We start from the raw sequence: 17,009 nt of genomic DNA on the forward strand, positions 1-17,009 counted from the left end.
GGCAGGTAGCCGTTGTAGTCCCCCAGCCAGCCGAGCCGCACATCCCTGAAATCCTGCTGCAACGACTGGTGAAATATCCCCGGATCTTCAGTCAGCGACAACGGCACGCGCGGATCGTACCCGGCCTGGGTGCCGAGCAAACGGGCAACATCGGTGACCGTGCGGCCCATCGGTCCTTCGGTGGCCAGTTGCTGGATGAACATCTCAGGTCCGGGCCCGAACGGCACACGCCCCTGGGACGGACGCAATCCATAGACGTTGTTGAACGCCGCCGGATTGCGCAGCGACCCCATCATGTCGCTGCCGTCGGCCACCGGCAGCATGCGCAACGCTAGCGCCACCGCCGCCCCGCCACTGCTGCCACCGGCAATCAAGGTCGGATCGTAGGCGTTGGTGGTGGTGCCGAACACGCTGTTGTAGGTTTGCGAGCCGAGGCCGAATTCCGGGACGTTGCTCTTGCCGATGATGATCGCCCCGCAGTCGCGCACCCGCGCCACGCTGATGGCGTCGTATTGCGGAACCTGCTCGGCGAACAGCGGTGAGCCCATCGTGGTGCGCAAACCGGCGGTGGCCGCCAGGTCTTTGACCGCCTGCGGCATGCCGTGCATCCAGCCTCGGGACTGGCCCCGGTCGAGTTGGCGATCACACTCGTCGGCCTCTGCCAGTAATGCCTCGGCCGGGCGCAGGGACACCAGCGCATTGACCTGTGGATTGAAGCGTTCGATCTGCGCCAGATACGCCTGCATCACCTCGCGACAGGACACCTGCCGCCCATGAATGGCCCGGGACAGCGCATCGGCGTCCATTTCAACAATCGGATTGCTGCTCAAGGTTTCACCCCAAGATTGAGTTCAACGGATCTTTTTGCCCGTGGTGCTTCTTGCATGCAGTAGGTGCCGAGTAACGTCAGCAAGCAGGCGAACAACACGTAGAACGATGGCGCCACCGGAGTCGCCAGGACCTTGCTCAGCCAAGTGACGATCAGCGGCGCGAACCCGCCGAAGACCATGACGGCGACGTTGTAAGCCACCGACACACCGGTGGAACGCACTTCGATGGGGAACTGCTCGGCCAGCGCGGTCGGAGCCGGGCCGAAGAAACCGCCGATCGCACTGCACAGCAACAGTTGCATCACCAGCAAACGCTCCACCGATGGCGCCGCCGCCACCCACACGTACAAGGGATAAACCATCAGGAAAAACGCCAGGGTGAAGGCCATCAACACCGGGCGCCGGCCGAGTTGGTCCGACAGTGCGCCAGACAACGGAATGATCACGGTCATCAGCGCCACCGCGAGCATTTGCACCAGCAACACCTGATCCAGCGGCAGGCCGAGATTCTTGTGGGCAAAGGTTGGCATGTTCACCAGCACCACGTAGAACGACACGGTCGCGCCACAGGCCAGGCCCATGGACACCAGAATGCTGCGCCTGTGTTCGCGGAGTACTTGCATCAGGCTTGGGCTCGCGCCTTTGGCCTGTTTGCGTGCTTCGAGAAACTCCTCCGGTTCCTCCATGTACTTGCGAATCCACAGCCCGACCGGGCCGATCAGCAAACCCAGCACAAACGGAATCCGCCAGCCCCAGCTCTCCAGTGCCTCAGGGGACAGCAGGTGGGTGAACAATGCGACCATCGCCGCCCCGGAGAACACCGCCAGGCATTGCCCGACCAATTGCCACGAGCCGTACAAGCCCTTGCGGTGCGCCGGTGCGCTTTCCACCAGGAACGCCGTGGCGCTGGCGTATTCGCCGCCCGTGGCGAAGCCTTGCAGCATCCGCGCAACCACGATCAACAGTGGCGCACCCATGCCGATAGCGGCGTAGTTCGGTGCAAACGCAATCAGTGCGATGGAGACAGTCATCAGGCGAATGATCATCTGCATCGCCGCCTTGCGCCCTTTGCGGTCCGAATACATCCCCAGCAGGATGCCGCCCACCGGACGCATGAAGAAGCCGACGCCGAAAGTCGCCAGGGCCATCAGCAAGGAGGCGTATTCGTCGTCAGAGGGGAAAAACTGCCGGGCGATGATGCTGGCCAGAAAGCCGTAAACGATGAAGTCATACCATTCCAGCGCGTTGCCGATAACCGCGGCGACCACCTGCCGGGTGCGAGAAACGCCTGTGCTCGAAGTCTGCATGGGGGAACTCTCCAAAAACCTGTTGGGTAACGGCGGGCACGGCAGCGCGCACCCGGTCCGGCGGCTGTAGAAAGTGAGGAAATCAGGCCGGTTTGAGCCAGCTCTCGGTCAGTGCGCCCCAGTACGCGGCACCGGTCAGCAGGATGTCGTCGTTGAAGTCATACGCGGGGTTGTGGACCATCGGCCGCGACACGCCATTGCCGATGAACAGGTAGGCGCCGGGGCAACGTTGCAGCATCCAGGCGAAGTCTTCGCTGCCCATCAGTTTGGGGGTATTGCCATCGACCGCATCGGCACCGACCAGATCAACGCCGACTTGCCTGGCGAATTCGGTTTCGGCTGCATGGTTGACCAGCACCGGGTAGGCCGGACGATGTTCGATGCGCGAACTGCAACCGAAACTCCGGGCCTGGGATTCGATGATTGCGCGCACGCGTTCGAGGGTCTGCTCGCGCACTTGGGCATTCAGTGCCCGCAAGCTCAGGCGCAGGATTGCCTGTTGTGGAATGACGTTGGCCGCCTCCCCCGCCTGCAACGCGCCCACCGTGACCACCGCCGCCTGTTGCGCATCGATGTTGCGCGCGACCACGGTCTGCAGGGCCATGACCACACTGGCCGCCGCCACCAGCGGATCGACCGCCAGATGCGGCATCGAACCGTGGCCGCCGACACCTTCGATGGTCACGTTAAGCAAATCCTGCGAGGCCATCATCGGCCCCTCACGAAAACCCAAATGGCCGGCGGGTAGCCCCGGCATGTTGTGCATGCCGAACAGCGCATCGCAGGGGAAACGTTCGAGCAGGCCATCGGCAAGCATCGCTTCGGCACCGCCCTGGCCCTCTTCGGCAGGCTGGAAAATCAACGTCAGGGTGCCGTCGAACTGGCGTGTCGCCGCCAGGTAGCGCGCCGCGCCCAGCAGCATCGTGGTGTGGCCGTCATGCCCACAGGCGTGCATGCAACCCTGATGCTGGCTGCTGTAGGTTGCTCCGGTGTTCTCGATGATCGGCAGCGCATCCATGTCCGCCCGCAAACCGAGTCTGCGCGGGCTACTGCCATTACGCAGCACGCCGACTACACCGGTCTTGCCGATGCCGGTGTGCACCTCGTAGCCCCAATCCGCCAGGGATTTGGCCACCAGCGCCGAGGTGCGGTTTTCCTCGAAGCCGAGTTCCGGGTGGGCGTGGATGTCCTGGCGGGTGGCGTGCAGATCGCTGGCCACGTCGTTGAGCCAGGCAAGGATGTGCTGATATCGGGTCATGACGATTGTCCTCGGGCCGGGTGTAGTCCCGTTCTTGTTGTTCGCAGTGATTTCGCGACACGTCAAAGGCAGGTCGCGCTCACCGCCAGATAACCGCGAGTCGCGCGCCAGGACAATCGAATGTGGTTCCACAGAGTGGAACCTGAAGGGATATCAGGGCTGCAAGCGACAGCCCTGGCGCTCGCCGATCCACACGGCGCTGTTGCTGCGGCCCATGCCGCTGACCGTTACGCGCTTGGCGCTCGGGTCATCGACAAAGCCACTGGTGGGCAGCCATTGCTTCACATAGCCGTGGCAGTACTGGGTATCGTTACCCATCACATAGCGGCACGAACAATATTCCTTGGCGGTGTAGGCGCTGATGATGTCGGGGAACGCCCACAGCGCCTCACGCTCGTGCCAGATCCAGCCGAGCAAGGCGATCAGCGCAATCAGCAATAGCGAACTGACCGGTCGACGGCGAATGAAACCGCTCATGGCTGCACCCTCCCGGCAAAGGCCTTGAGCGCGAGCCTGAGCAATTCGTTGTGCCGGTAACTGCCGTCGCGGTCATCGCCGTAGCGGACGATCACCAGCTGTTCACTGGGGATCACGTACATCACCTGCCCCCAATGACCCAGAGCAGCGAAGGTATCGGCGGGGGCATCGGGCCAGGGTCTTGCTGCGCCCTCCACGGCTCGATTGAGCCACCACTGGCCGCCGGGGACGGCATCGTCTTCGTGGGCATGATAGTGAGCGAACGGCTCGCGGTTGAACGCCACCCAGTCCTTGGGCAGCAGTTGCCTGTCGCCCCAGCGCCCCTCGCGGGCCATCAACAGACCGACCCGGGCCAGATCCCGTGCCGTCAGGTAGGCATAGGACGACGCGACGAACGTGCCGGTGGCATCGGTTTCCCAAACGGCGTGGCGAATGCCCAGCGGTTCGAACACAGCAGTCCATGGATAGTCGGGATAGCGGTCGGGGTCGACGATGGTTTTCAGCGCGGCGGACAACAGGTTGCTGTCGCCGCTGGAGTAGCGAAAGGCCTGACCCGGCGCGGCGTACGCAGCATGCGCCGCAGTGAATTCGGCCATGTCGTGGTGCCCGCGGGTGTAGAGCATGGCCACCACCGAAGATTTCAGCGGGGCGTACTCGTAGTCTTCTTGCCAGTCCAGGCCCGAGGCCCAGTGCAGCAGGTCGGCCATGGTCATGTCGGGATGCTTTTGCAGGGGCGGATAAAACTTCGCTACCGGGTCACCGAGCTTGAACAAGCCTTCGCCATAGGCCACGCCGAGGACGGCGGCCATCAGGCTCTTGCTGATCGACCAGGTCAGGTGCGGCGTCTCGGCCGTCGTCGGGCCGGCGTATCGTTCGTAGATCAACTGGCCGTCGCGGATCACCAACAAGGCATCGGTGCGGATGCCCTGGCGAGTGCTGTCATCGCGGGACGGGAAGGCGTAGGCCTCCAAAGCTTGAAGCGCCGGGCCAGTCGGCGTCGGGGTGGTCGGCCATTGCTCGGCGGGCCAGTACTCGGCCTGGGCCGTGACGCTGAGCAACAGCAGGAAAATCAGGGACAAGCCTTTGGGCATGGCGGGGGCTCGGAGATTGAAACTGCTGAGCCTAGTCGAGGTTGATGACAGTTCTGGAGTTTTGTTGCCAATGAGGCCGCCTTCGCGGGCAAGCCCGCTCCCACAGGTTCTGCGTCGAACACAACATGTGTACACGACACAGGTCCCTGTGGGAGCGGGCTTGCCCGCGAAGGGGCCAGTCAGGGCAGCGAAGATTCCGCCAACGCCTTGGCCAACCGCTTACCCCGTGCCCCCGCCGCCAAATCCATCACCGCTTGGTCGCGCTGCCACATCGCCGCCCACTCTGGAGGCCCTCCAGCCATTGCCTCATTCACCTCAGCCTTGAGCCCTTCGAACTGCGCAAACAACCCACCAAGCAACACATGCCCGGCCGGATGGGTCGGTGGCTGACGGCTGGACTCCGCACACCCCGCCAACAACCCCAGCAACCGCAATTGCAAGGATTGCGGCCAACTGCATTCCTGGCCGACGCCATACAACCACGCCGTCATGGCGCTCAGTACATAGATGTCTTCCAGCGTGCGAAACGGTTTGACGTAGGCATCCCAGCCATCACCGGCGAGCAATTCGCACAAGGCATTGTCCAGAAACAAGCGGCCATGGCTGATATCCGGCATCAACGGAATCGGCGCCAGTTTTTCCACCCGCACACCCGGTTCATCGCGATAGATCACTGCCAGGCTCAAGCGTGGCTCGGTACCGGGCTCCTCGCTACGCACCGCCACCAGCAACCAGTCGGCCGCATCGCCGGCGGTGACGAAATCCTTGCGTCCGTTCAGGCGCAAACCGCTCAGTCGGGTTTGCATGTCGGCCGGGCGCAGGCTGCGCTGTTCGGTGGCGCACAGCGCGCCGAGGCTCAGTGGTGCGCTCGGCCAGAGCATGCGCAATGCCGCTTGATACCCCACCAGAAACGCCAGCCCCGGCGTCGCCATCATCCGCCCGCCGAGCACGGCCAATTCGAACGGAGTGACCGTGCCCAACTGCTGCAACAAGGTCGCGAAACCCTCGGCCAGATCCGGGTTGGCGGGCAAGCGTTCGCGGCGGTTCAACAGGGTTTGCCAGGGCATAAGAGGCTCCTTGAGGGCTGTCATATAAGCATCACCAAAGCTTAATGGCGATGACACCGGGGCTACATAGCCTGACTTTGCACAACACGGCTAGATAAAGAAAGTCGATCCGCTGTAACCCAAAGACGGGTGAGCAGCCCGCACGGAGAATCGCCATGACTCAGATCGCCCGCATCAGCGACACCGGCAATGAACGCCGCCTGCAAGCCGAACGCCTGGTGGGCGCCGAGGCGTTGCAGGAGGCCCAGGCCTTGCGTTTCAACGTGTTCAGCGGCGAATTCAACGCCAAGCTCAAGGGTGCCGAGCTGGGTCTGGACATGGATGACTACGACGTTCACTGCGCCCACATCGGTGTGCGTGACCTGAACACCGGGCGCCTGGTGGCGACCACCCGTTTGCTCGACCACACGGCTGCCAGCAGCCTGGGCAAGTTTTATAGCGAAGAAGAATTCAGCCTTCACGGCCTGGTGCATCTGCAAGGACCGATCCTGGAAATCGGTCGCACCTGCGTCGACCCGGCCTACCGCAACGGCGGCACCATCGCCGTACTCTGGGGCGAACTGGCCGAAGTCCTGAACCAGGGCGGCTACAGCTACCTGATGGGTTGCGCGAGCATTCCGATGCAGGATGGCGGCGTGCAGGCCCACGCGATCATGCAGCGTCTGCGCGAACGCTACCTGTGCACCGAACACCTGCGCGCCGAGCCGAAAAATCCACTGCCGAGCCTGGACATCCCGTCGAACGTGATTGCCGAAATGCCACCGCTGCTCAAGGCCTACATGCGCCTGGGCGCGAAGATCTGCGGCGAGCCCTGCTGGGACGAAGACTTCCAGGTCGCCGACGTGTTCATCCTGCTCAAGCGTGACGAACTCTGCCCGCGCTACGCCAAACACTTCAAGGCGGCTGTGTAATGAGCCGGTTGCGGGTGTACGCGCGAATCGCGCGAGTGCTGATGGTGGTGACGCTGGGCCTGGGCATGGCCAGTGTTTTCGGGGTGTTCGAGCGCCTGGGCCTGGCCCATTCGATGGCGCGTCGTCAGCGCTGGTCGCGGTTTTTCATGGCCCGCCTGAGCAACGCCCTGCCCTTTGACGTGACCGTCCACGGCGAGCTGCCGAAGGCACCGATGCTCTGGGTCAGCAATCATGTGTCCTGGACCGACATCCCGCTGCTGGGGATGCTCACACCGCTGTCGTTCCTGTCCAAAGCCGAAGTGCGCACCTGGCCGGTGGCCGGCTGGCTGGCGGCCAAGGCCGGCAGCCTGTTTATCCGTCGTGGCTCGGGTGACAGCCAGTTGATCCGCAAGCAGATGACTCGCCACCTGGAACAAGCCTACCCACTGCTGATGTTCCCGGAAGGCACCACCACCGATGGCCGTTCGCTGCGCACCTTCCATGGTCGCCTGCTGTCCGCCGCCATCGATTCCGAAGTGGCGATGCAGCCGGTGGCGATCCGTTATGTACGCGACGGCGAGCCCTGCACGCTGGCACCGTTCATTGGCGACGATGATTTGCTCTCGCACTTGATGCGGCTGTTTGCCAATGATCGCGGTGGTGTAGAGATTCATCTGCTCAAGCCAATTGCTTGCGAAGGTCGGGAACGTGCAGCGCTGGCGTTCGAGGCACAGCAGGCGGTGCAGAAGGCGTTGTTCGGGACTGTCGTTGAACCTCAGCGAGCACCGATGCGCCCTGCTATTGCAGCGTAAACACAGATCCCTTGTGGGAGCGAGCTTGCTCGCGATAGCGGATAATCATTCAACGATGATGTTGACTGACCCACCGCAATCGCGAGCAAGCTCGCTCCCACACTGGTTTTATGTTGTTGGATAGTTCCGGGCAAAATCCTGCAGCTGCGGATAGAACAACCGAAAGTCCTCGCTCAACGGTTCATACAACCGCCGCAACTCCTGCATCGCCGCCGCCAGTTCCTCCGGCCGGGTCAGGCGCCGCGAGATCCCCCGCAACACCTGCTCCAGCACTTCGAATTCCTGATATGAACCCAACCAGTCATTGGCCACCATGTACGGTGCAATCTTCGCCAGCCGTTCCGGCAATTGCCGCTCACTGGACAGCACCCGGTAAACATCCGAGGTGAACAACGCCAGGGGCCGATCGGCATACAGCGTCCAGTCCCGGGCCAGACAATGGTCGAAAAACACGTCGAGCACGATCCCCGCGTAGCGACGCCGGGTCAGGGAGAAACGCGACAACGCGACATCCACCAGCGGATGGCGATCGGTGAACACGTCGATGCTGCGGTGCAACTGGATGGCCCCTTCGATTTCCGCAGCGAACTGCCCTTGCAGCCGTCCCTTGACGAAATCGCCATACAGACTGCCGAGCAATTGGCCGGGACGCTGGCCACCGAGGTGAAGATGTGCGAGATAGTTCATGGGCGCAGCTTAGCACCGCCCCCTTGCATTGTTACACTCTCCATATCGTTATAACTCGATATACCGAAATGTGAGTTGGTCAGAGCCAAATCATATTTGTATATCGCGAAATACCGATTTAAAGTTCGCCTCATCGCGATATAGCGTTTTAAACATCACGAGCCCACACCATGACCATCAATCTCGACGAAATAATAAAAGCCCTGGCACACCCGGTACGGCGAGAAATCCTGCACTGGCTCAAGGACCCGACCGTCGAATTTCCCGACCAGTCCCACAGCAACGAACACGGCGTTTGCGCCGGGCAGATCGATCAACGTTGCGGCCTGTCGCAGTCCACGGTGTCCGCACACCTGGCGACCCTGCAACGCGCCGGCCTGATCAGCAGCCGCAAAGTCGGCCAGTGGCACTTCTTCAAACGCAACGAGGAAACCATTCAGGAATTCCTCAAGACCTTCAGTAAAGAGCTCTGATCCAGCCGAAAAGGAATTAAACAATGCCCCTCTCGCTACTCATCCTGGCCTTGAGCGCCTTCGCCATCGGTACCACCGAGTTCGTCATCATGGGCCTGCTGCCCAATGTGGCGGCAGACCTCGGTGTATCGATTCCCGGTGCCGGCTGGCTGGTGACCGGTTACGCCCTGGGCGTAGCCATCGGTGCGCCGTTCATGGCGCTGGCCACCGCCCGGCTGCCGCGCAAGGCTGCCCTGGTGGCGTTGATGGGCATCTTCATTATTGGCAACCTGCTGTGCGCGGTGGCCGGCGACTACAACGTGCTGATGTTCGCCCGTGTGGTCACCGCCCTGTGCCACGGCGCCTTCTTCGGCATCGGTTCGGTGGTGGCCGCCGGCCTAGTGTCTGCGAACAAACGTGCCTCGGCCGTGGCCCTGATGTTCACCGGCCTGACCCTGGCCAACGTCCTCGGCGTACCGCTGGGCACTGCCCTCGGCCAGGAAGCCGGCTGGCGTTCGACCTTCTGGGCCGTGACCGTGATCGGTGTAATTGCGCTGATCGGCCTGATCCGCTTCCTGCCGGCCAAGCGCGATGAAGAAAAACTCGACATGCGCGCCGAACTGGCCGCACTCAAGGGCGGTGGCATCTGGCTGTCCCTGAGCATGACGGCACTGTTCGCCGCCTCGGTGTTCACCCTGTTCACCTACGTCGCGCCGCTGCTCGGCGAAGTCACCGGCATCTCGCCCCGTGGCGTGACCTGGACCCTGATGCTCATCGGCCTGGGCCTGACGGTCGGCAACATCATCGGCGGCAAGCTGGCCGATAAAGGCATGGCCGCGACGCTGATCGGCGTGTTCATCACCATGGCCGTGGTGTCCACCGTACTGACCTGGACCAGCGTCGCGCTGATCCCGACCGAAATCACCCTGTTCCTCTGGGCCACCGCGTGCTTCGCCGCCGTACCGGCGCTGCAAGTGAACGTGGTGACTTTCGGCAAAGCCGCACCGAACCTGGTGTCGACCCTGAACATCGGCGCTTTCAACATCGGCAACGCCCTGGGTGCCTGGGTCGGCGGCAGTGTGATTGCCCATGGCTTCGGCCTGACCAGCGTGCCGCTCGCCGCGGCCGCACTGGCGGTACTCGCCCTGCTGGTCACCCTGATTACTTTCCGCCAGAGCGGCAATCCCGAGCTGGCACCTGCTACCAATTGATCAACCATTACCTCACGAGGGCCGCAATAAATGACGTCTATTTTCGATCCGATCAAACTGGGCGACCTCGAGTTGGCCAACCGCATCATCATGGCACCACTGACCCGCTGCCGCGCCGACGAAGGCCGCGTACCCAACGCGCTGATGGCCGAGTACTACGTGCAACGTGCGTCCGCCGGGCTGATCCTCAGCGAGGCCACTTCGGTCACGCCGATGGGCGTTGGTTACCCCGACACCCCGGGTATCTGGTCCAACGATCAGGTACGTGGCTGGTCCAATGTGACCAAGGCTATCCATGGCGCGGGCGGCAAGATCTTCCTGCAGTTGTGGCATGTGGGTCGCATTTCCCACGGTTTGTACCTGAACGATGAAGCCCCGGTCGCCCCGAGCGCCATCCAGCCCAAAGGCCACGTCAGCCTGGTTCGTCCGCTGGCCGACTTCCCTGTCCCGCGTGCCCTGGAAACCGCTGAAATCGCCGACATCGTCGACGCTTACCGCGTCGGTGCCGAGAACGCCAAGGCGGCCGGCTTCGACGGTGTGGAAATCCATGCCGCCAACGGTTACCTGCTCGACCAGTTCCTGCAAAGCAGCACCAACCAGCGCACCGACAACTATGGCGGCTCCCTGGAAAACCGTGCCCGCCTGCTGCTGGAAGTGACCGACGCCGCCATCGAAATCTGGGGCGCCGGCCGCGTAGGTGTGCACCTGTCGCCACGCGCCGACCTGCATGACATGGGCGATGACAACCTGGCCGAAACCTTCACCTACGTCGCTCGCGAACTGGGCAAGCGTGGCATCGCCTTCATCTGCTCGCGCGAGAAAGAAGGTGCCGACAGCCTCGGTCCGCAACTCAAGGAAGCTTTCGGCGGTCCATACATTGCCAACGAACGTTTCACCAAGGACAGCGCCAACGCGTTGCTCGCCAGCGGCAAGGCCGATGCAGTCGCCTTCGGCGTACCCTTCATTGCCAACCCTGACCTGCCGGCACGCTTGAAGGCCGACGCACCGCTGAACGAAGCGCGTCCGGAGCTGTTCTACGCGAAGGGCCCGGTCGGCTACATCGACTATCCGGCGCTGTAATCAGCAACGGTTGAAACGCAAAAGCCCCAGCTCGAAAGAGCCGGGGCTTTTTTATACCTGACGGTTTAACACTATCCACTAATGTGGGAGCGGGCTTGCTCGCTCCCACAAGGTCGAAATGGATTTCGCACAGTCTCGACACAAATTCCCTACAAAATACTGAGCTTGCTACCTGTTATCCCGCCAAGGGTGCGTATATAAAAGCACCCCATTACGGCACATCAAGTGACAAAAGAGTCCATACAAGGAGCCAATTAAGCATTTTGTTTCATTTGCGCAGGCTGGGGCTCAAGCGCAGCATGTCCAAACCGGTATCGACCCAGCGCTCGGCTTCGGTGTGCAATTCAAAACCGTCGGGGGCCAGCAACCACTGGTAGAGGATGCCATCAATATAAGCATGCAAGCTGATGGCGGCGCGGGCGGTGTCGAGGTTTTCCGGCAACTGGCCGCGATTCACGGCATTGCTCAGGGCCAGGCCGATCCGCACATTGCATTCGAGGCTGGCTGACACGCGCTGTTGGCGCAGGTCGCACATTTCATCGGTGAATTCGCACTTATGAAACAAAATCTCATTAATGCGCCGGGTTTTCGGGTCCAGCGCAATTTGATGAAACAAATGAATCAGAAGCTTGCGCATGCAGCCCAGGGGATCGAGCTCGTCTTCGCTTTCGCTGGCCTTGGCCATTTCTTCCAGCGGCTCATGCAAGGTGTCGAGCATGGCCTGCACCAGATCCGCCTTATTGCTGAAATGCCAGTAAATGGCCCCACGAGTGACGCCAGCCAGGGTGGCGATGTCCGCCAGGGTCGTACGCGCCACACCTCGCTCGTAAAAGGCCTTTTCGGCCGCCACGAGAATTTGCGCGCGGGTTTCCTGAGCTTCCTCTTTGGTACGACGGACCATGGCAGTACAACCTCAATCAGGGTGCTTCAGCGATGTCTGAATATCAGCTGAATAAAAGTGGGGCGAACGTTATTGGGGCTCGTCCCCGGCCTACAATTCCAACCTTTCAACGGCTTGTGTAACGGCTTGTGTAACGACGTTGATACGCAGCCTGGGTATTTACAAACAGCCATGCATGTAAGTATATTCCTTAGCAAGCTACTTATCCACTCGGCAAAAATTTTTCAACCTTTCACCCTTCTAGTGCGCTTCTTGCGCGCCTGACCCGAGGATTTTCATGCAATTCAAGCCAGCTGTTACCGCTCTGGTCGCCGCCGTCGCCCTGGCATCGCTACTCAGCGGATGCAAAAAGGAAGAGGCAGCACCGGCCGCCCCACCACCTCAGGTCGGCGTCGTGACTCTGCAACCGCAAGCTTTCACCCTGACGTCCGATCTGCCAGGTCGTACCAGTGCGTTCCGCATTGCCGAAGTTCGCCCGCAGGTGAATGGCATCATTCTCAAACGTCAGTTCAAGGAAGGCAGCGACGTCAAGGCCGGCCAGCAGCTGTACCAGATCGATCCGTCGGTCTATGAAGCGACGTTGAAAAGCGCCGAAGCCAACCTGCGTTCGACCAAATCGATTTCCGATCGCTACAAGCAACTGGTCGACGAACAAGCCGTAAGCCGTCAGGAATACGACACTGCCGTGGCCAATCGCCTGCAATCGGAAGCGGCACTGCAGACCGCCCAGATCAACGTGCGATACACCAAGGTCTACGCCCCGTTGACCGGCCGCATTGGCCGCTCCTCGGTGACTGAAGGCGCGCTGGTCAGCAATGCCCAGGTCGATGCGATGGCGGTGATTCAGCAAATCGACCCGATCTACGTCGACGTGACGCAGTCCTCGGTCGAGCTGTTGCAATTGCGCCGTGAGCTGGAAAGCGGTCGCCTGCAAAAGGCTGGCGATAACACGGCATCGGTCAAACTGACCCTCGAAGACGGCAGCGAGTACAAGCTGGACGGCAAGCTGGAGTTCTCCGAAGTCTCGGTTGACCAGACCACCGGCTCCGTCACCTTGCGCGCCATTTTCCCGAACCCTGATCACACCCTTCTGCCAGGCATGTTCGTGCACGCCAAGTTGCTGGCCGGCGTGAACAGCGCGGCGATCCTGGCCCCCCAGCAAGGCGTGACCCGCGACCTCAAGGGTACCCCGACCGCACTGGTTGTCGGCCCGGACAACAAGGTCGAACTGCGTCAACTCAAGGCCAACCGCACCGTCGGCAATCAATGGCTGATCGAAGACGGCCTGAAGGCCGGTGATCGCCTGATCACCGAAGGCCTGCAATTCGTCAAACCCGGCATCGAAGTCAAAGCCAGTGAGGCGACCAACGTAGCCGCAAAGAACCCGGTCCCCGTGAAGACAGCTGAACAGGCTTCCAACGGCAAAGGGGAGTAAACCATGTCGAAATTCTTTATCGACCGTCCGATTTTCGCCTGGGTAATTGCCCTGGTGATCATGCTGGTCGGGGCACTATCGATCCTCAAACTGCCGATCAACCAGTACCCGAGCATCGCGCCTCCAGCGATCGCCATCTCCGTGGCTTACCCGGGCGCGTCTGCGCAAACCGTGCAGGACACCGTGGTGCAAGTGATCGAGCAACAGCTCAACGGTATCGACAACCTGCGTTATGTCTCGTCGGAAAGTAACTCCGACGGCACCATGACCATTACAGCGACCTTCGAGCAAGGCACCAACTCCGATACCGCGCAGGTTCAGGTCCAGAACAAGCTGAACCTGGCCACCCCGCTGCTGCCGCAAGAAGTGCAGCAGCAAGGTATCCGTGTCACCAAGGCCGTGAAGAACTTCCTGTTGGTGATCGGCGTGGTGTCGCGTGACGGCAGCATGACCAAGGACGACCTGTCCAACTACATCGTGTCGAACATGCAGGATCCGATCTCTCGGACCGCCGGTGTCGGTGACTTCCAGGTGTTCGGTTCCCAGTACGCCATGCGGATCTGGCTCGACCCGGCCAAGTTGAACAAATTCAACCTGACCCCGATCGACGCCAAAACCGCCATCGCTGCGCAGAACGTCCAGGTGTCGTCCGGCCAGCTCGGCGGCCTGCCGGCCCTGCCCGGCACCCAGTTGAACGCGACGATCATTGGCAAGACCCGTCTGCAGACCGCTGAGCAATTCGACAAGATCCTGCTCAAGGTCAACAAGGATGGCTCCCAGGTACGCTTGAAAGATGTCGCCGACATCGGTTTGGGGGGTGAGAACTACAGCATCAATGCCCAGTTCAACGGTGCACCGGCATCCGGCCTGGCCGTGAAACTGGCCACCGGTGCCAACGCCCTCGACACCGCCAAGGCCCTGCGCGCGACCATCGACAACCTCAAGCCGTTCTTCCCCCAAGGGATGGAAGTGGTGTTCCCGTATGACACCACCCCGGTGGTGACCGAATCGATCAAGGGCGTGGTTCACACCCTGGTCGAAGCGGTCGCGCTGGTGTTCCTGGTGATGTTCCTGTTCCTGCAGAACTTCCGCGCCACCATCATCACCACGATGACCGTGCCGGTGGTATTGCTCGGTACATTCGGGATCCTCGCGGCAGCCGGTTTCAGCATCAACACCCTGACCATGTTCGGTATGGTGCTGGCCATCGGCTTGCTGGTGGACGACGCCATCGTCGTGGTGGAAAACGTCGAACGGGTGATGAGCGAAGAAGGCCTGTCACCGAAGGAAGCCACCAAGAAATCCATGGGCCAGATCCAGGGTGCACTGGTGGGTATTGCCCTGGTGCTGTCGGCGGTTCTGCTGCCAATGGCGTTCTTCAGCGGTTCCACCGGCGTGATCTACAAGCAGTTCTCGATCACCATCGTTTCGGCCATGGCCCTGTCGGTACTGGTTGCACTGATCTTCACCCCGGCGCTCTGCGCGACCATGCTCAAGGCGATTCCGAAAGGCGAGCATGGCACTCCGAAACGCGGCTTCTTCGGCTGGTTCAACCGCAACTTCGACCGAGGCGTACGCAGCTATGAGCGCGGCGTGGGCAACATGCTTGCGCAAAAGGCCCCGTACCTGCTGGCCTACCTGATCATCATCGTCGGCATGATCTGGCTGTTCACCCGCATTCCAACGGCGTTTCTGCCGGAAGAAGACCAGGGTGTACTGTTCGCCCAGGTGCAGACCCCGGCCGGTTCCAGTGCCCAGCGCACCCAGGTGGTCGTGGACGAGATGCGTGAATTCCTGCTGCGTCCGGGCAAGGATGGCGGTGAAGGCGATGCGGTGAACTCGGTGTTTACCGTGACCGGTTTCAACTTCGCCGGCCGTGGCCAGAGTTCGGGTATGGCGTTCATCATGCTCAGACCGTGGGACGAGCGTAACGCCGATAACAACGTGTTCAAGGTGGCGGCTCGTGCCCAACAGCACTTCTTCACCTTCCGCGATGCCATGGTGTTCGCCTTCGCACCACCGGCGGTACTGGAACTGGGTAACGCCACCGGTTTCGACGTGTTCCTGCAGGACCGCGCCGGTATCGGCCACGACAAGCTGATGCAAGCGCGAAACCAGTTCCTCGGCATGGCCGCGCAAAGCAAGATTCTGACTCAGGTGCGTCCTAACGGCCTGAATGACGAACCGCAATACCAGCTGGAAATCGATGACGAGAAGGCCAGTGCCCTGGGCATTACCATCGCCGACATCAACAACACGCTGTCGATTGCCCTGGGCAGTAGCTACGTCAACGACTTCATCGACCGCGGTCGCGTGAAGAAGGTTTACGTGCAAGGCCAGCCAGGCGCTCGAATGAGCCCTGAAGACCTGCAGAAGTGGTACGTGCGCAACAGCGTCGGCACCATGGTTCCGTTCTCGGCGTTCGCCAAGGGCGAGTGGATTTACGGTTCGCCGAAACTGGCTCGCTACAATGGCGTGGAAGCGATGGAAATCCTCGGTGCCCCGGCACCGGGTTACTCCACCGGTGAAGCCATGCTCGAAGTCGAAGCCATTGCCAGGAAACTGCCGGCGGGTGTCGGTATTTCCTGGACCGGCCTGTCGTACGAGGAACGTCTGTCCGGTTCGCAAGCGCCGGCGCTGTACGCGCTGTCGCTGCTGATGGTGTTCCTGTGTCTGGCGGCGTTGTATGAGAGCTGGTCGATTCCGATCGCGGTGATGTTGGTGGTACCGCTGGGGATCATCGGCGCATTGATGGCCACCAGCCTGCGCGGTTTGTCCAACGACGTGTACTTCCAGGTAGGTCTGTTGACGACCATCGGTCTGGCGGCGAAAAACGCCATTCTGATTGTCGAATTTGCCAAGGAACTGCACGAACAAGGGCGTAGCCTGCGCGATGCGGCAATTGAAGCCAGCCGCATGCGTCTGCGACCGATCATCATGACCTCGCTCGCCTTCGTCCTCGGTGTGGTACCACTGGCGATATCCACCGGCGCAGGTTCCGGTAGCCAGCATGCAATCGGTACCGGCGTGATTGGCGGTATGATCACGGCCACTGTGCTGGCGATCTTCTGGGTCCCGCTGTTCTTCGTCACCGTGTCGTCCATTGGCCAGCGCAAAATCGCCGACCAGGACGCTGCCATTGAACCTTCTAAAGAGGCTGGCTAATGAGCAAGTCGCTACTCTCCCTGGCAGTCGCCGCCTTCGTGCTCGGTGGCTGCTCGCTGATACCTGATTATCAGCAGCCCGAAGCACCGGTGGCTGGGCAGTACCCGCAGGGCCTGGCGTACTCGCCGGCCCAGGCACCGGCGCAAGCTGCCGCCGAGCAGGGCTGGAAGCAGTTTTTCCATGACCCGGCGCTGCAACAGCTGATCCAGGTTGCCCTGGAAAACAACCGTGACCTGCGTGTCGCGGCCCTGAACATCGACGCGTTTGCGGCTCAGTACCGCATCTCCCGTGCCGATCTGTTCCCGGCTGTCTCGGCCAACGGCACCGGCAGCCGTCAGCACGTTCC

At 61.4% G+C, this 17,009-nt stretch carries 16 protein-coding genes; 8 read left to right on the forward strand and 8 right to left on the reverse strand.

Annotation, left to right across the window (positions count from 1 at the left end; genetic code table 11):
• From PMI29_RS20655 to PMI29_RS20630, 6 genes are all read right to left on the reverse strand, one after another.
• A partial coding sequence (locus PMI29_RS20655) for an amidase (RefSeq protein ID WP_033052187.1) occupies nucleotides 1-806 on the reverse strand: 806 nt, incomplete at its 3' end.
• Between the two features lie 20 nt (nucleotides 807-826).
• Nucleotides 827-2,137, reverse strand: a complete 1,311-nt coding sequence (locus PMI29_RS20650) for a citrate-proton symporter (protein WP_007996066.1) — start codon at nucleotides 2,135-2,137, stop codon at nucleotides 827-829.
• A gap of 82 nt (nucleotides 2,138-2,219) precedes the next feature.
• On the reverse strand, nucleotides 2,220-3,395 hold the full coding sequence (locus tag PMI29_RS20645) for a M20 aminoacylase family protein (RefSeq protein ID WP_007996067.1): 1,176 nt from the start codon (nucleotides 3,393-3,395) through the stop codon (nucleotides 2,220-2,222).
• Nucleotides 3,396-3,548: 153 nt separating this feature from the next.
• Nucleotides 3,549-3,872 (reverse strand): hypothetical protein, encoded by a 324-nt coding sequence (locus PMI29_RS20640; protein WP_007996069.1) that lies wholly within the window; start codon nucleotides 3,870-3,872, stop codon nucleotides 3,549-3,551.
• A complete protein-coding gene (locus PMI29_RS20635; protein ID WP_007996070.1) occupies nucleotides 3,869-4,963 on the reverse strand; it encodes a serine hydrolase domain-containing protein in 1,095 nt (364 codons plus the stop codon). Before PMI29_RS20635 ends, PMI29_RS20640 begins: the two co-directional genes overlap by 4 nt.
• A gap of 179 nt (nucleotides 4,964-5,142) precedes the next feature.
• Complete coding sequence (locus PMI29_RS20630; protein WP_007996072.1) at nucleotides 5,143-6,030, reverse strand: acyl-CoA dehydrogenase family protein; 888 nt, start codon at nucleotides 6,028-6,030, stop codon at nucleotides 5,143-5,145.
• A 155-nt stretch (nucleotides 6,031-6,185) separates the two neighbouring features.
• On the opposite strand from PMI29_RS20630, the gene olsB reads away from it, so the two are divergent.
• Together olsB and PMI29_RS20620 are read left to right on the forward strand one after the other, a co-directional pair.
• Nucleotides 6,186-6,941, forward strand: coding sequence for an L-ornithine N(alpha)-acyltransferase (gene olsB, locus PMI29_RS20625; protein WP_007996073.1), 756 nt, complete (start codon nucleotides 6,186-6,188; stop codon nucleotides 6,939-6,941).
• Nucleotides 6,941-7,732 (forward strand): lysophospholipid acyltransferase family protein, encoded by a 792-nt coding sequence (locus tag PMI29_RS20620; protein ID WP_007996075.1) that lies wholly within the window; start codon nucleotides 6,941-6,943, stop codon nucleotides 7,730-7,732. The genes olsB and PMI29_RS20620 overlap by 1 nt, the downstream gene beginning before the upstream one ends.
• A gap of 108 nt (nucleotides 7,733-7,840) precedes the next feature.
• Here the strand turns inward: PMI29_RS20620 and PMI29_RS20615 are convergent, their stop codons facing one another.
• Nucleotides 7,841-8,419, reverse strand: a complete 579-nt coding sequence (locus PMI29_RS20615; RefSeq protein ID WP_007996078.1) for an acyl carrier protein phosphodiesterase — start codon at nucleotides 8,417-8,419, stop codon at nucleotides 7,841-7,843.
• A 170-nt stretch (nucleotides 8,420-8,589) separates the two neighbouring features.
• Here PMI29_RS20615 and PMI29_RS20610 point away from each other — a divergent pair, with 170 nt between their 5' ends.
• The 3 genes from PMI29_RS20610 to PMI29_RS20600 are packed head-to-tail and all read left to right on the forward strand — an operon-like array spanning nucleotide 8,590 to nucleotide 11,162.
• Nucleotides 8,590-8,892 carry an ArsR/SmtB family transcription factor gene (locus tag PMI29_RS20610; RefSeq protein WP_007983055.1) on the forward strand — a complete coding sequence of 101 codons (303 nt, stop codon included), beginning with the start codon at nucleotides 8,590-8,592 and terminating at the stop codon, nucleotides 8,890-8,892.
• A gap of 23 nt (nucleotides 8,893-8,915) precedes the next feature.
• Nucleotides 8,916-10,082 (forward strand): MFS transporter, encoded by a 1,167-nt coding sequence (locus PMI29_RS20605; RefSeq protein WP_007996080.1) that lies wholly within the window; start codon nucleotides 8,916-8,918, stop codon nucleotides 10,080-10,082.
• A 30-nt stretch (nucleotides 10,083-10,112) separates the two neighbouring features.
• Nucleotides 10,113-11,162 (forward strand): alkene reductase, encoded by a 1,050-nt coding sequence (locus tag PMI29_RS20600; protein ID WP_007996082.1) that lies wholly within the window; start codon nucleotides 10,113-10,115, stop codon nucleotides 11,160-11,162.
• A 268-nt stretch (nucleotides 11,163-11,430) separates the two neighbouring features.
• Here the strand turns inward: PMI29_RS20600 and emhR are convergent, their stop codons facing one another.
• Complete coding sequence (gene emhR, locus PMI29_RS20595) at nucleotides 11,431-12,063, reverse strand: efflux system transcriptional repressor EmhR (RefSeq protein WP_007986303.1); 633 nt, start codon at nucleotides 12,061-12,063, stop codon at nucleotides 11,431-11,433.
• 277 nt (nucleotides 12,064-12,340) lie between these two features.
• On the opposite strand from emhR, the gene PMI29_RS20590 reads away from it, so the two are divergent.
• From PMI29_RS20590 to PMI29_RS20580, 3 genes are all read left to right on the forward strand, one after another.
• Nucleotides 12,341-13,498: an efflux RND transporter periplasmic adaptor subunit gene (locus PMI29_RS20590; RefSeq protein ID WP_007996083.1), complete on the forward strand. Its 1,158-nt coding sequence runs from the start codon at nucleotides 12,341-12,343 to the stop codon at nucleotides 13,496-13,498.
• A 3-nt stretch (nucleotides 13,499-13,501) separates the two neighbouring features.
• A complete protein-coding gene (gene emhB, locus PMI29_RS20585) occupies nucleotides 13,502-16,663 on the forward strand; it encodes an efflux RND transporter permease subunit EmhB (RefSeq protein ID WP_007996084.1) in 3,162 nt (1,053 codons plus the stop codon).
• A partial coding sequence (locus PMI29_RS20580; RefSeq protein WP_007996085.1) for a TolC family protein occupies nucleotides 16,663-17,009 on the forward strand: 347 nt, incomplete at its 3' end. The genes emhB and PMI29_RS20580, both read left to right, overlap by 1 nt.

The sequence above is a fragment of the Pseudomonas sp. GM49 genome (assembly GCF_000282355.1).
GTDB lineage: Bacteria > Pseudomonadota > Gammaproteobacteria > Pseudomonadales > Pseudomonadaceae > Aquipseudomonas.